This window comes from Emticicia sp. 17c (assembly GCF_037153985.1).
In the GTDB taxonomy this organism is placed as follows: Bacteria; Bacteroidota; Bacteroidia; order Cytophagales; family Spirosomataceae; genus Emticicia.
Map to the genome: position 1 here is coordinate 327,537 of NZ_JBBAYI010000005.1, position 14,689 is coordinate 342,225.

Annotated in this window: 15 protein-coding genes and 1 tRNA gene; 7 read left to right on the forward strand and 9 right to left on the reverse strand. The window is 42.6% G+C overall.

Translation table 11 applies throughout. The features are described 5' to 3' along the window. Positions 1-34 precede the first annotated feature (34 nt). On the forward strand, positions 35-850 hold the full coding sequence (locus WAA15_RS12780) for a hypothetical protein (protein WP_337043153.1): 816 nt from the start codon (positions 35-37) through the stop codon (positions 848-850). Between the two features lie 75 nt (positions 851-925). On the opposite strand, the gene WAA15_RS12785 is transcribed toward WAA15_RS12780, so the two are convergent. Continuing rightward, on the reverse strand, positions 926-1,345 hold the full coding sequence (locus tag WAA15_RS12785) for a hypothetical protein (protein ID WP_337043154.1): 420 nt from the start codon (positions 1,343-1,345) through the stop codon (positions 926-928). Positions 1,346-1,656: 311 nt separating this feature from the next. Here WAA15_RS12785 and WAA15_RS12790 point away from each other — a divergent pair, with 311 nt between their 5' ends. The 4 genes from WAA15_RS12790 (at position 1,657) to folK (ending at position 4,608) form a co-directional block, all read left to right on the forward strand. Continuing rightward, the gene (locus WAA15_RS12790) at positions 1,657-2,853 is read left to right on the forward strand and encodes a molybdopterin molybdotransferase MoeA (protein ID WP_337043155.1); all 1,197 of its coding nucleotides are present in this window, start codon (positions 1,657-1,659) and stop codon (positions 2,851-2,853) included. A 120-nt stretch (positions 2,854-2,973) separates the two neighbouring features. Next, positions 2,974-3,381: a hypothetical protein gene (locus WAA15_RS12795; RefSeq protein WP_337043156.1), complete on the forward strand. Its 408-nt coding sequence runs from the start codon at positions 2,974-2,976 to the stop codon at positions 3,379-3,381. Further along, positions 3,362-4,120: a geranylgeranylglyceryl/heptaprenylglyceryl phosphate synthase gene (locus WAA15_RS12800; RefSeq protein WP_337043157.1), complete on the forward strand. Its 759-nt coding sequence runs from the start codon at positions 3,362-3,364 to the stop codon at positions 4,118-4,120. Before WAA15_RS12795 ends, WAA15_RS12800 begins: the two co-directional genes overlap by 20 nt. Then, the gene (gene folK / locus WAA15_RS12805) at positions 4,120-4,608 is read left to right on the forward strand and encodes a 2-amino-4-hydroxy-6-hydroxymethyldihydropteridine diphosphokinase (RefSeq protein WP_337043158.1); all 489 of its coding nucleotides are present in this window, start codon (positions 4,120-4,122) and stop codon (positions 4,606-4,608) included. Before WAA15_RS12800 ends, folK begins: the two co-directional genes overlap by 1 nt. 64 nt (positions 4,609-4,672) lie before the next feature. On the opposite strand, the gene WAA15_RS12810 is transcribed toward folK, so the two are convergent. The 7 genes from WAA15_RS12810 to era form a co-directional block, all read right to left on the reverse strand. After that, on the reverse strand, positions 4,673-6,001 hold the full coding sequence (locus WAA15_RS12810) for a TolC family protein (RefSeq protein WP_337043159.1): 1,329 nt from the start codon (positions 5,999-6,001) through the stop codon (positions 4,673-4,675). A gap of 45 nt (positions 6,002-6,046) precedes the next feature. After that, on the reverse strand, positions 6,047-6,709 hold the full coding sequence (locus tag WAA15_RS12815) for an ABC transporter ATP-binding protein (protein WP_337043160.1): 663 nt from the start codon (positions 6,707-6,709) through the stop codon (positions 6,047-6,049). 215 nt (positions 6,710-6,924) lie between these two features. Beyond that, entirely contained in the window at positions 6,925-7,665 is a 741-nt protein-coding gene (locus WAA15_RS12820; RefSeq protein WP_337043161.1) for a pentapeptide repeat-containing protein, read from the reverse strand. Between the two features lie 62 nt (positions 7,666-7,727). Continuing rightward, entirely contained in the window at positions 7,728-8,759 is a 1,032-nt protein-coding gene (locus WAA15_RS12825) for a DUF4097 family beta strand repeat-containing protein (protein ID WP_337043162.1), read from the reverse strand. Positions 8,760-9,042: 283 nt separating this feature from the next. Beyond that, positions 9,043-10,353: a ribosome biogenesis GTPase Der gene (gene der, locus WAA15_RS12830; RefSeq protein WP_337043163.1), complete on the reverse strand. Its 1,311-nt coding sequence runs from the start codon at positions 10,351-10,353 to the stop codon at positions 9,043-9,045. 203 nt (positions 10,354-10,556) lie between these two features. Next, positions 10,557-11,456, reverse strand: a complete 900-nt coding sequence (locus WAA15_RS12835; RefSeq protein ID WP_337043164.1) for an EamA family transporter — start codon at positions 11,454-11,456, stop codon at positions 10,557-10,559. Between the two features lie 29 nt (positions 11,457-11,485). Then, positions 11,486-12,388 (reverse strand): GTPase Era, encoded by a 903-nt coding sequence (era, locus tag WAA15_RS12840; RefSeq protein ID WP_337043165.1) that lies wholly within the window; start codon positions 12,386-12,388, stop codon positions 11,486-11,488. Between the two features lie 83 nt (positions 12,389-12,471). Between era and WAA15_RS12845 the strand changes: the two genes are divergently transcribed. Next, positions 12,472-12,544, forward strand: a tRNA-Met gene (locus WAA15_RS12845). Positions 12,545-12,787: 243 nt separating this feature from the next. Further along, a complete protein-coding gene (locus WAA15_RS12850) occupies positions 12,788-13,780 on the forward strand; it encodes a tyrosine-type recombinase/integrase (protein ID WP_337043166.1) in 993 nt (330 codons plus the stop codon). A gap of 28 nt (positions 13,781-13,808) precedes the next feature. On the opposite strand, the gene WAA15_RS12855 is transcribed toward WAA15_RS12850, so the two are convergent. Beyond that, positions 13,809-14,033, reverse strand: a complete 225-nt coding sequence (locus tag WAA15_RS12855; RefSeq protein ID WP_337043167.1) for a hypothetical protein — start codon at positions 14,031-14,033, stop codon at positions 13,809-13,811. Between the last annotated feature and the right edge of the window lie 656 nt (positions 14,034-14,689).

A 14,689-nucleotide genomic window follows, 5' to 3' on the forward strand; every position in this document is an offset into this window, starting at 1 on the left:
AAAACAGGTTTTAATATATTTTACTCAAAACGACATGATAAATATTATCAAAGTCTTAATCATATTTTTGCCGTTTGTTGCTTTTTCACAGGGGAGCATCACGAATGTTCGTATTGAACAGGTAAACCAGAATCTGGAAATAAGGTATGATTGCGACGGCGTACAACCCGGCGATTTTCTGAAGGTAATCATCAAGACAAGAAGCAGCCAGAAAAGTTTTGTGCCTAATAGCCTGACGGGTTCGTTCGGCAACGACATCCGTTCGGGTACTAATAAACTAATTGTCTGGAACATGGTAGAAGACAACATCAGGATTGATGAAGAAATAAGCGCAGAGCTAACTATTGTTCGGCCAAGCACAGGTGCAGGCACAACTGTTGCCAACACAAAACCCACCTCGCCCTCGCAGCCGGTTACTACTGCCAAAACGAGCACCATACCTGCCAGCGAAAAAAGATTTGGCAAGGCGTTGGCTTCAATACCTGTACCGGGTTTAGGCAATTATCTGGTAACAGGCAAAAGTAAACCCATACTAAGGGTAGTAACGGGCGTAGCAGCCTTTGGTTTGCTTACAACCTCGTTTATTACCAACAAGAAGTCGAACAACCAGTATTCGATTTACGAAAGCCTGCTTCGGCGACAAGAGGCACAACCCTATTATGACAAAGCCAATGGCCTGCATAAAGTTTCTTACATTACAGGGGTGCTGGCCTTTGCCGTCTGGGCTACCGAGCTTACAAGTGCCATTACCAATAGCATGAAGCCACTACCCGCCAAGCGTGCGGGGCTATCGTTTAAATCGGGCTATGCGTTTAATACACCCGTGGTAGGCATAAGCTATCAGTTCTGAAATAACTGGGCGTATACATAAAAAAATAGGCTGCCTGATGAGTGCATCGGGCAGCCTATTTTTATAAAAACCTTCTTACTTTGTTTTCATGGTTCCGGCCAGAATAACCAGCACAGCCCCAACAAACAAAACACCCCAACCCCACTGCATCTGGATAGACCCCATGGCTGCATTGGTTAATTCTTTAAAAGGGTTTTTGTCTGACTCCGCCCCCAGACTTTCGCTGATTTTCGAGATACGCTGCTGAATCGTGACAAACCTGTACCCTACAATACCCAGCGCAATAATGCCCGTAGCAACTAGCGGTTTAAACTGTTTTATCAGCACCAACCCCAGCGATATTACCGCCACAATCAGCACAATGGTACCATCGCTTTTGCCATTCTGGTATAAATTAAGGTTACCCATAATAGGCAAACTGATAACAGGCGCAAAAACACCGCATAAGAGCAATGAAGCTCCTACAAGGCCAATTGAATAGTTTCTTGAATTCATGTATATAAGTTTTATTTATTGGCAAAGGCGCAGAGAAATCACAAAACAACAATTGTGACCTTGAATGATGATACAAACAGCCCTAAACGCATGAGCTACTATTTATTCGTAATCAACAGGTGTTCTCTTTAACAAAGAAAACAAAAGTATGCCATAATGCCAAATGTGTAGGGGTCGTAAGGAGTTATAGCATTTGCTTACAATTTATGTAGCTGTTTGCTTTCTATTCCAGAAATAGCAAATTAGTTTTGGCAAAACATAAACTTTTAAACCCTCGTCAGGAGTTATAACAATAAAAAGCGTTCTATTGCATGATAACAGTTGAAGAAGCCGAAGCCATAATTTTGCAACATACCCTAAAGCCAACGCCCGAACTAGTGCCACTCGAAGAAGCATTGGGGCGCGTGCTGGCAGAAGATTTATTTGCCGACCGCGATTTTCCGCCTTTCGACAGGGTAACGATGGATGGCATTGCACTGGCCTATGCTACACTAGCGCAAGGGCAAACGCGTTTTCAGATAGCCATGACCGTGGCCGCGGGGCAACCGCAAGCCATACTGAACGATATTACCCAATGCGTAGAGGTCATGACGGGGGCCATGCTGCCTGTTAATACCGACGTGGTAGTGCGGTATGAAGACCTTCATATTGAAAATAATATAGCTACCATAAACGTTATTCCAGAAAAATCGGGCATTAACATACATACGCGCGGAGCCGACAAAAAAGCTACCGAGCTACTCGTAGCCAAAGGTAGGCGCATTACCCCCGCCGAAATAGGCGTGGCAGCCACCATTGGCAAACACAAGGTATGGGTACAGAAGCGTGTCAGTGCGATAGTGATAGCCACTGGCGAAGAGATTATCCCCATTACGGAAACGCCTCTGCCACACCAGATTCGTACCTCGAACAGCTATGCCTTGCAGGCAGCCCTGAAAAGCTGGGGCGTAGCGGCCGACATCGTGCTGCTGCCCGACAACCAGTTGGTTATAGAAGCGCAATTGCAGCAGTTTCTGCAAAGCTACGATGTGCTGGTGCTGAGTGGTGGGGTATCGGCCGGAAAATTCGATTTTGTGCCACAGGCATTGGCTAATCAGGGTGTGCAACAGTTGTTTCATAAGGTATCACAAAGGCCGGGGAAACCCTTCTGGTTTGGTATAAAACAAAACACGGGCAAAGTGGTGTTTGCCTTGCCGGGGAATCCGGTTTCGACGTTTATGTGTTTGCATCGGTATTTCAGGCCGTGGCTCGATGCCTCGCTGGGGTTACCTACGCAACGCCTTATGGCCGAATTAGGCAAGAATTTTGTAGTAAAATTTCCGTTGACGTTTTTCTTGCAGGTAAAACTGGAAGAAACCGCCTCAGGAATACCCAAAGCTATACCCATTGAAGGAAACGGCTCCGGCGATTTGGTAAGCCTTACCGCTACCGACGCATTTATGGAGTTGCCTTTAGGCACCGGAACCTTCAGGGAAGGAGAGAAGTTCGTAATCTGGAAATACAGATAAACCAGCCATCGTAATAAAGCAGCCTATTATGGGTTTTTATGCTTAAAATTGCTTTATACGGGCTTTAATCTTTCTTTTTATAGCATTTTTCAATATTTTTGAACAAAAATCTGTGCGAACGTGAAAAATCTAAGAGAAACCATAACAAGAGTGCCAGTGGTGCCACCAAAAACGAACCGTGAAGAACGCAAAGAAGTATTACAGGAGTCGATTGATAAGTATCTGGGCGCCATTGAAACGCAAATAGGAGACTTGAAAAAGGTTGGTAAAAATGCTTTGGTTATCGGAGGAATAATTGTGGCAGTGTACGCACTGACTGAACTGCTTTTGCCTGAAGGCGAAAAGCGCGAAACAACAACCGAGCCGGAACCTTTACCTGTTGCACCAGAACCCGAAAAAGCGCATGATTCGATGCTGTGGGCTACCATGAAGGGCGTGGCTACCTCGGTTATACTGGCTATTGCCAAGGATAAACTATTGCAAATAATTGACCACCTCACAACGAAAGATGCCGAAGCAACTGCTTGATAAAATACTTTCTGATAAACAAAGCAAGCGGAAATCGCTGGCTGTTTTGCTCGACCCCGATAAAGTGGAGTTGGCTTCGTTCCGTCATTTTCTGTTTGCCTGTGTCGAAAATCATGTAGATTTCTTTTTTGTTGGAGGCAGCCTGATTACCAAAAACATTATGGCAGCAATGATTGAGGCCATTCGTACACACACCTCTATTCCGGTTGTGATTTTTCCGGGTAATAACCTGCACATTGACCCTTCGGCTGATGCCATTCTGTTGCTCTCATTGATTTCGGGGCGCAACCCCGACTACCTCATTGGACAGCACGTTATTGCTGCGCCTATTCTGAAACAAAGCGGGCTTGAGATTCTGCCAACGGGTTATATACTGGTTGACAGCGGCCGGCAAACTACGGTTTCGTATATCAGTAATACTACGCCTATTCCGCACGATAAACCCGATATTGCTGCCTGCACCGCTATGGCCGGCGAAATGCTGGGGCTGAAACTGATTTATCTGGATGGTGGCAGTGGGGCGATGTATCCGGTATCACCAAAAATGATTAGTCGGGTAAAAGAAAATATTGATGTACCGCTGATTGTGGGCGGTGGAATCAATTCGGCCGAGAAAGCGCATGAGGCCCTCGAAGCCGGAGCCGATATGCTCGTAATTGGCAATGCGTTTGAGAAAAATCCTACTTTATTACCCGAAATAGCAGAGGTAATTCATTCTTTCAATTTAACTACGGCCTAGTGAAAATCAATCAGGTGTATCTGGGGCTTGGGTCGAACATGGGCGACAGACAGGCTAATCTGGCATTGGCACGCGAGGGTATTGCACGCGAGCTTGGGCCTGTTGTGGCGTTGTCGGGCATTTACGAAACAGCGGCGTGGGGCTTAACCAGTCAGGATGATTTTCTGAATCAGGTGCTTGCCGTTGATACTCCGCTTGGTGCTACCGAGGTGCTTGCAAAAGTACTGGCTATTGAGCAGTCGATGGGAAGGGTACGGAAAGTTAAATGGGGAGCCAGAATTATTGATATCGATATTTTGTATTACAACCATGAGCTTATTACGCTCGAAGGGCTTACGGTGCCGCATCCGTTTTTGCAAGAAAGACGCTTCGTGCTAGTGCCGCTGGCAGAAATTGCGCCTGCGTTTGTGCATCCGAAACTACACCAGACTAATGCCGAATTACTGGCTAACTGCCCTGACACGAGCGAGGTATTGTTGAAGGGCTAGGGCTTAGGCCATGCCGGATGCAAGGTACAACGGAATGCCATTCCGTTGTACGCCACTATCCTGCTTAGTTAATTTTCCATTCCCCATCTTTATAGAAATCCAGAATTTTCTGTTGAAGCAACACCTCATATTTAGCCTGAACCAGATTACTTCTGGCGCGGTCGTAATTCGTTTTTGCCAATACATACTCAACCGAGTTAACCGTTCCCGCATTAATTTTGCTCTCAACCGCCTTCACGTTTTCCTCGTTAACAGAAAGCTGTTCGCTTGCCACCTTATAACGCTCCGAGGCCGCATCAAAAGCCTGAAACGACTGCTCAATGGCCTGACGTAGCTGCAACTTGGCCGTGTTCAGTGTATTTTCGGTTAATTGCTGTTGCACCTTTACCGCAGCAATACGCGGGCTATTTTGCAAGCGGCCCAGAATAGGCACACTAAAATTCAGCGACAACGAGCCGTTACGTGTACCGTTAATCTGTTGCAGGTAGTTCTCAGCCTTATTTGAAGTAGAATAAAAAGCCCCGTAGCTAGCCGACAACGAAATATAAGGCATTACGTTTGCTTTGGTAGCTTTCAGTAAATTATTAAAACTTTGTAGTTGCAGTTCGGCCCTTTTTACGGTAGGGAAGTTGGCTAATGCCTGGTCATATAGCTGGTTCACGAAACCATCTTCCAGTTTATAGATATTCACCTCGTCGGCAATAGGCTTAAAGGTAATGCTGTTAGTAGGCATCTGGTTCATGAGCTGAAACAACAAAAGTCTGTTCGTTTTGAGCGTATTCTGTACGGTTACCAAAGCAAATTCATCGTTAGCCATCTGCGATTTAATCAGAAAATACTCTGCTTGCCCTACAATACCCGCCTCAACCATTTTGGTAACGCGGTTAACCTGCGCTTTTGAGGTTTCGACCTGCTGCTTGGCTACCTCGACCAACTCCTGCGAGGCCAGCACCTGCAAATAAGCCTGAATCACGTTAATTGTAACCAGATTGCGCGTAGCCTCAATGTTTTTTAGCCCTGCTTCTCTGAGAAGAACATTTTGCTGAATCTGGTTTCTTACCTGAAAGCCATTAAAAAGCAATACGCTGGCATCGAACCCAAAACCGTTGGTGCTGTAAACCTCTTCGATATAAGCATTGGTGAAGCGGTCGATACTTCTACCGATACGGAGGTCTTGCCCGAGGCCGAAACTCATTTTCGGATACTGCAACGATTTCACCCGTTGTAGTTCGGCGTTATTACCTTCAGACTGAATCTGGCTTTCTCTCAGCGTTAAGTTATTCTTCAAAGCAGCGTCTACACTCTCTCTGAGCGACATCTGCGTTTGCGCCCATGCCCCCGAAACCCCAAGTGTAAACGAAAAAAACAATAAGTATCTGGTTAAATTCTTCATTGGTATCTTAATAAATCACTGATAAAACTTTTAGTGTAAAATTGATTATTCAATCCAGCCATCTTTCAGGCGAATGACCCTGTTGCCGTAAGTAGCGTTTTCTTCCGAGTGCGTTACCTGCACAATGGTTACGCCGTCTTTCTCGTTCAGTTCCTTGAAAAGCTCCATAATCTGGCGGGCTTGTTCCGAGTGCAGATTCCCCGTAGGCTCATCGGCAAAGATAATTTTGGGTTGCGCCACAATGGCACGGGCAATGCCTACGAGTTGTTGCTGCCCACCCGAAAGCTGTGTCGGGAAAAGGTCTTTTTTGGCTACCATATTAAAGCGGTCAAGCACATCGGCCACGCGGCTTTTGCGCTCTGAGCTCGACTGCCCTTTGTATAAAAGAGGGGTTTCAATGTTTTCATAAACGGTAAGCTCGTCAATCAAATGATAGGCCTGAAACACAAAGCCAATGCTGGTACGATGAAGCTCGGTGCGTTTTTTCTCTGATAGTTTCTGAACAGGCACATCTTCAAACAGATATTCGCCTTCTGATGCTTCTTCAAGCAGCCCCAAGATATGTAACAAGGTTGACTTGCCCGAACCCGAAGGGCCCATAATCGACACAAATTCGCCTTGGTTGATAGTCAGGTTAATGTTTCTTAAGACATAGATTTTTCCGAAGCCCGCAGGATAATATTTTGATATGTTGTTTAATTGAATCATTTTGATTGAATTGATTAGTTCGAGTGCTTAAGATAGTACTTCTTCGCTGATTTTCAGGTTTAAACTATAAACAACTAAGTGCCAAAGTTTATGCCATATATTTAAAATACTGATAATGAGATATTTACGGTGATTTTTATGCAATAAAAATGTCCGAAAACGGACAAGATTTGTACGCCTTCGGACAATGGGTAGGGTTTATAAAAACAGTGGTATCAGTTCATGAATTTTTTGCCGTTTGAATACTTCATGTCAATACCAGAACGGAAACGGGTGTTATCGAAGTTACCCGAATCTTTAAATTCTGCATATTTGAAGTCGGCACTATTATCGAACGACGAGCCTTTAAACGTAACACGTTCGTTGAAATTAGCATACTTGAAATCGGCGTAATTTCTGAACGATACTTTGTAAAAATCGGCATCGTATTTAAAGTTGGCATACTTAAAGTTGGCGTATTCGCCAAAAGAGCAGTTAGCAAAATATACCTCTTTTTTGAAATTGGCATATTTAAAGTTGGCTTCTTCTGCAAACGTTGAATTACTGAAAGTGGCCTTCTCTATAAAGTCAGAATACTTAAATTCGGTTTTGCCTTTAAAAGTACAGTTTTCAAAAACTACGCTTTTCTGAAAATCAGTTGTGTAGGTGTCGCCATTGCCCCAGTTGCCTTTTTCGATGTTTTTGTAGGCAATTACATCATCTTTAAATACACAGTTCTTGAACGAAACCGGCACTTCTACGTTGCTTTTGTACTCTTCGTAGTCTTTGTTTTTCTTGATACGCTTTTTGTTTGAAAGCTCGGTTAAATCCAGCTTGCCTGTAATGGTTGCCCCTTCGTAGCTAACAGCTTTGCCCTGATCAATCATGTCGAAAATGGTTTTGGCCGAAACCTCCTGTTGTGCTGCCACAGAGCCAGCCACACCCATCGATAAAAGAAAAATGAATAGTCTTTTCATGTGCTTATGAATTTTGTGTGGCAGGTTAGTGGCCTGCCACCAGTATTTACGTATATTTTGTATTAGTCGTTAATAGCAATGCTACCAGAGTTGGCATCCATCGTAACCGGAATACCACCGCCATTTACCGAACCTCTTACGCGGTCTTTCTCGATACGGCCATTAAAGTTTCTGATTTCTGGCACATGCACACGGTTAGCGTCAAGGTCAAGGTCAAGCCCTTTGTCGAGCGGCATTCTTACCTTGATATTGCCCGCGCTGGTTGATAACGAAAGGTATTTACCTAACGATTTAATATCGGCACTGATACCCCCACCACTGGTTGAAGCCTTTACGCTTGCCATGATGTCTTCGAGGTGAATTGAGCCTCCCGAGGTTGATGTAATCAGTTCGCCTCTGATTTCCTCTGCTCTTATGCCGCCACCGCTGGTAGTTGCCTTGATGCGGCCGTCTAATTGCTTTAAACGCAAACCACCCCCCGAGGTACTCAAATGAATATCACCCTTGCAGTCGGTAGCTTCAATGCCGCCGCCACTGGTGCTTACATCAATTACATCGCGGCAACCAGTAAGGTCAATGCCACCACCTGAGGTTCTGCCTTTTACGTTTCCGCCCAGATTCGTAAGTTTCAAGCCACCACCACTGGTATTAAAATTTAAATCTCCCGTAAGGTTTTTGAGGGTTATGCCACCGCCACTGGTTTGGAGGTCGGTCGATACTTTTTCAGGTGCAAATACCTTAAAGGTAATGCTCAATGATTTTTTCCAGTCGTTCCAGTTATCGTTTTTCTTTTTGGCTACACAGTAAATAGTGTTGCCTTCTTTCTTGATGCTTAGTTCGTATTCGCGCAGGCGGTCTTCAATTTCCGACTTGCTGAGCGATGTTCCGTTCCAGTTGCTGGGCCTGATGTAAACCTCCACACGGGTTTCGTTGCCTGCTTGCCCTGTTACGGCAATACCACCGCCCGAAGTGCGTACATCAATGTTCTTTACTTCTGACGACTGATACGTTTTTACTAAATAAGGGGTTTCTTTGTCTTGTGCAAAGGCCGCTGTTGATAATCCGGCAATGAGTAATAGAAATAGCTTTTTCATACATTCAGTACTGTTATATGTTCATAGTTTTGATATATTGTTTATAAGATGCAAAAAAAAACAGGGGCGTTGCATTAGCCAAATAATTATTTTTTTTGTTACTCTGCCATTACAAACGGCTTTCGGCACTAAATGGCGTTGTGGTTGCCCATAGCTTCAAGCCCTTTTTTTATGCCATAAAGCACCAAAGAAACCAAAAATTGCATAAAAAAACCACTCACAAAGCGGGTTTATGAGTGGTTTGCCAGAAGCTACTGAGTGCTTCAGAACGAGCAAAATATTTTTATTTATTACGGAAAAATATAGTAATAGGTACGCCCGAAAAACCGAAATGCTCGCGGATTTTGTTTTGCAGGAATCGCTCGTAAGACTCCTTGATGTACTGCGGAAGGTTGCAGAAAAACACAAAAGTAGGCGACGGCGTAGGTAACTGAATACAATATTTAATCTTGATTTGCTTGCCTTTGAGCATGGGCGGTGGCGTTTGCTCAATAATAGGTAACATCACCTCGTTGAGTTTCGAGGTAGTAATTTTGGTAGTTTTATTTTCAAAGACCTCCATCCCTTTTTCAATAACCTGAAAAATACGTTGTTTTTCGGTTACCGAAGCAAAAACAATGGGCATGTAGTTCATGGGGGCCAGCCGCTCAAGAATTTCTTTTTTCATGTGGTCGGCGGTTTTGGAGTCTTTTTCTACCAAGTCCCATTTGTTTACCATAATCACAATCCCTTTTTTAAGGTTATGAGCATTGGCAATAATGCTGATGTCTTGCGCTTCAAGCCCTTTTGAGGCATCGAGCAGTACGATACAGATATCGGAGTCTTCGAGAGCCTTAATGGAGCGCAACACCGAGTAAAACTCGATACTTTCGCGAACTTTGGCTTTCTTACGGATTCCGGCCGTATCGGTCAGGATAAAATCTTTGCCATAAAGTTTATAATGGGTATCGATGGCATCGCGGGTGGTTCCTGCGATGTCGGTCACGATACTTCTGTCTTTTCCGGTTAAGGCATTCAGGAATGACGATTTACCTACGTTTGGCCGCCCCAGAATGGCAATTCTCGGAATACCCTCGTTCGGGTTTTCGATGCCGTCTTCCTGAAACTCCGCCACTACGTCGTCGAGCAGGTCGCCGGTTCCGCTTCCGTCGGCTGCCGAAATCGGATAAATGGTTTCGCCCAGCCCCATTTCATAAAATTCAGAGGCTGTCTGGTGGCGTTCAAAAGTTTCGGCTTTGTTAGCCACTACAAAAACCGGTTTTTTAGAACGACGCAGGATATTCGCAAAGTCCTTGTCGAGGTCGGTTAGCCCCGTAGTGGTATCTACCACGAACAAAATTACGCTGGCTTCTTCGATGGCAATTTCGACCTGTTCGCGGATAGCCCCCTCAAAGGTATCTTCCGAGCCTACTACATACCCACCGGTATCAATAACGGTAAAAAATTTCTCTGTCCAGACCGCCTGCCCGTAGTGTCGGTCACGCGTTACACCCGGCATATTATCAGTGATAGCCACGCGGCTTTCAATAAGACGATTAAAAAGCGTAGATTTTCCGACGTTCGGTCGGCCTACAATTGCAACAATATTTGCCATAAACCCCTAACCCTACCAAGAGGGTATAATTATTAGATGAAGACCTCAAAAAAAATACTTAAAAACAATTTTCCGAATACCAGTAAAGAGAGAGGTCTATGAGTCTCTTCAGGTATCAGGTATAAATGGGGTACAAAGATAGGGAAAACAGAGGGAATTCTGTTGAGTATCAACACGCCGGAGGTGTTTTGGGTTCACGATTTTCAAAAAATAGCCTGAATATCCTGCCACGAAATCAAAAGTATGGCAATCACCGCCAGCAATAAACCTATTTTATTAAGCCCCGATAGTTTTTCTTTGAAATAAAGCCACGCAATACCCGCCGATACCAGAATTACGCCAATGTTATAGAGCGGATACACAAACGCACCGCTGTTACCATAGGCTGTAAGGGCGAGTATCAGAAAATAAAACGACAAAAAATTGGGTACGCCAAGTGTAATACTAGCCAGTACGTTTTTCAGCGCAATTTTTTCTTTCCCTCTGATAACCTGAATTACCAGTGCTACTATGCCGGCAATAATTGCCCCTAGCACCATTACGAGCGTAACCGGCACGGTGCGGTCGGCCGAGGTAATGTATTGCATATTGAGGTAATTAATGGAGGTGTTGGTAACGCCATACATCAGAAACACAGCCACCGGCAGCAGGAAGTCAAGGCCCTTGCCCGATATTTTGTCTTGTGCAGGTTTAAATGTGCTTAACCCTACGGCAAGAAGTGCCAGCGCAAGCCCCAGATAATTGAGGGCATCGAAGTTGCGCCCGTTGGTTTTGAATACGAACAGGCTGAAAATAACCGGAATTACCAGCGAAATATTATTAGCCAGCGAAGTGGCCGTAATGCCCATTTTCTGGGTTGAAACCCCCGACAAAATAAAGGTAATAATAAACCCTACGCCTAGCAACAAGGCATAAAGAGGCCATTTTTCGGCAAAGTTCAGTTCAAAGTGTTGCCCCTGCGGCATTAATGCCAACCCTGTTAAAAAACAAACCGGATAATTAAAGGCAATGGCCTGAAAGGTGCTGATTTGGTATTTTGGGTAAATCCGAAAGTTAATCAGCAACAAAACCGAAAAAATAATGCTCAGGATAAGATAAACCATGTTAATCAGGATGCGTTTGAGGGATGAAATTATTCGTACCCGAATTTCTCTAATTTATTTCGTTTATTGCGCCAGTCGGGTTCAACTTTTATATATTGCTCCAGAAAAATCTTTTTGCCGAAGAATTTTTCCATTTCCAGCCGCGCTTCCATGCCCACTTTCTTGATTCGCTCGCCTTTATGCCCCAGCAAAATGGCGCGTTGGGTGGTGCGTTCGACATAAATTTCAGAACTTATGACAATAATATCTTCTTTTTCTTTGAAACTATTTACCACTACCTCGCAGCTATAAGGCACTTCTTTGGTGTAGTTGGTAAAGATTTTCTCACGGATGATTTCGGCCGCAAAGAAGCGTTCGGGTTTGTCGGTGAGTTCGTCTTTCGGAAAATAAGGCGGATGCACCGGCAGGAAGTTAATGATTTTGTCGAGCAGGCTATCGACGTTTTGTTGGTGTAAAGCCGAAATCGGAATTACCTCAACAGCCTTGAAGTTATCTTTCCAGTATTGTATTTTTTCGTCTATCTGTTCGGGTTTAGCGAGGTCTATTTTATTAACTACGAGCAGAATAGGCGTATTAGTGTGTTGTAGTTTTTCGATAACGTCGTTTTCGTCGTGTTTTTCAAAGATATCTGTTACGAAAAGCACCACATCTGCATCTTCGAGGGAGCCATGCACAAAGTGCATCATTGATTTATGGAGTTCGTAGACAGGTTTGATGATACCGGGGGTATCGGAATAAACCAGTTGGAAATCGGTGCCATTATGAACGCCATTAACGATGCCCATAATGCGGTGGCGGGTAGTTTGGGCTTTAGAAGTAATAATGGAGAGGCGTTCGCCCACGAGGATATTCATGAGGGTTGATTTGCCCACATTAGGTTTGCCAATGATACTAATAAAGCCAGCTTTATGATTCGGAGAGACTATGTCCACAATATTTTTTTATTTTTTTTGCAAAGATAGTTTTTTTATTTGGAATAAAGTTCTACCTTTGCAGTCCGATTTAGGAACAACATCGCGGGATGGAGCAGTTGGTAGCTCGTTGGGCTCATAACCCAAAGGTCACAGGTTCGAGTCCTGTTCCCGCTACAAGGTAGCAAAAGCCCTGATTATCAGGGCTTTACTCATTTATATACAACACAACTTATACAGTATACAGGTATGCAACCCTACAAGGAATGTACGCCAAATTTCTACAATAATGACCTATCAAAGAAGTGGTACTTCGATTTTTACGCATTTTCTAAGCGATTTCAGAAGGTAAAAAGGCATCGAGTTTGGATTCCGAAGCAAGGGAATTTAGAATTTCGTCTACTTCGAGCCGAAATGATGATGAAAAATATTAACGACCAGTTAAAAAAAGGAATGGTCGTTGATGACTTGCCAAAGCCAGTAGAAAAGAAACCAGTTAAGAAGACTTTAAAGCCTGATAGCAATACTGCAATAGGTAGATTTAGGGAAATAGTTTTGCTTAACCCTGATAACGTATCAAGCAAACAAATTTCTGCTTACAATACTGCAATTAATAAATTTGAATATTTCTTACGGAAAAGAGGGCAGGAAAAACACCCGTATCATTTTATTGATGATGAAATAGTTTTGCAGTTCTCTGACTTTATGCGATTAGAAGAAAAGTTAATGCCGCGAACCATTAATAATACATTTGATTCGCTTAAACATCTTGCTAAATTATTGATTAAGCGTAAGCTAGTTTCCGAAAATCCCTTTCTTACTTACGAACACATGAGGGAAGCGGATACCGACAGGCACACGGCTTACTCAGAATTTGAAAAAACAATAATAGAAAAACATATTATTGAAAATGACAAAAGATTATACTACCTGACAAGATTCTTGTTTTATGCTTTTATACGTCCTACTGAATTACGAAAATTAACTGTTGGGGATATAGATTTTAGAAAAAATAGCATAATGGTTTGGGGGTCAAAGTCGAAGAATAAAAAGCGGATACCTATACCAATAGTATCAAATTTGCAAAGTATAATCCTTGAAATGGAGTTGCATAAAAAACCATCTCATTTTTTTGTATTTGGAAAGGATTTAGAAACAAGTCCTGTACAAGCTGCAAAGAATCAGTATCTAAATAAACACAATGCCGCTTTAAAAGAAATCGGTATTTATCGTTCGAACGAAACAACCCTTTACGGGTGGAAACATACAGGCAATGTTTATGCTTATCTTGCAGGGGTAGACATTGCTACAATTAAAGAAATAAATAGGCATTGGAGCATTGCCGAAACTGAAAATTACTTGCGTGGGTTGGGTCTGATACTTAGGAAAGAAGCAAGTAAATTGAGTTGGTAAAATAAAGCCCTCATTTGAGGGCTTTATTTCATTTAATTTCTTCTAAATTAAGCTCTGGATATTTGTTTTTAATTTCTTGTATTGCTCCCTTTCTTATATTATTCAATTCCTCTTTGTTAGGGAATATTAGGTTCTTATTGTTCGTGTTTAAGAAATTGAAAATTTCATAAAGTTCACCGATTTTTACTTCTAAACTAGCAATTTGTTGTTGAGTTTTTTCGTGGGCTCTTTTGGCCATAAATGTTTGAGGCATAGCATTGTTGTTTAATATGTTATAACTAATATTTACTAATCAACGAACGTGTATTAGGTAGTTGAAAGTTCAATTTTCGCAACTAAAGAAAAAAGCAAAAATAACCAAATATAATATTTGGTTTGAGTAAGAGAGTTTAAAATAATATTCTGTATATAATACTAAAGCCTGATTGTTCATTGCTACAATCAGGCTTTTTCTTTAGTTATTATTCTGTATTGGTAAAATATACAAAATAAATTTTGTCGATTTTATCTTTCTATCTTTCTACAAAGGTGGTCTATCTTTCTACTTTCTACATAACTTACTACATATCTTTCTACATATAAAACACTTATAATCAATATATTATATATAATTGTAGAAAGATAGAAAGATAATATTAAGGTTTTAAAATGCTTATTATGCAAAAAAAGCCTGTAAGTGTCTGATTTTCAGAACCTTACAGGCTTTTTTAATGAATACTATTTTTGTATGTAGATTGTAGAAACTTACTCGTGAAGAAGATGGTAAATGTAGAAAGTTATCTTTCTACATCTTTGCTTTTTTCTTTAGTTGCGATACTCTTACTTTACCCCCCTTCTACCCCCCGCAAAACCCCTATCAATTTAGCCTTAGCCCCCCACCAAACCCCCGCGTAAACCCCTCTTTTATCC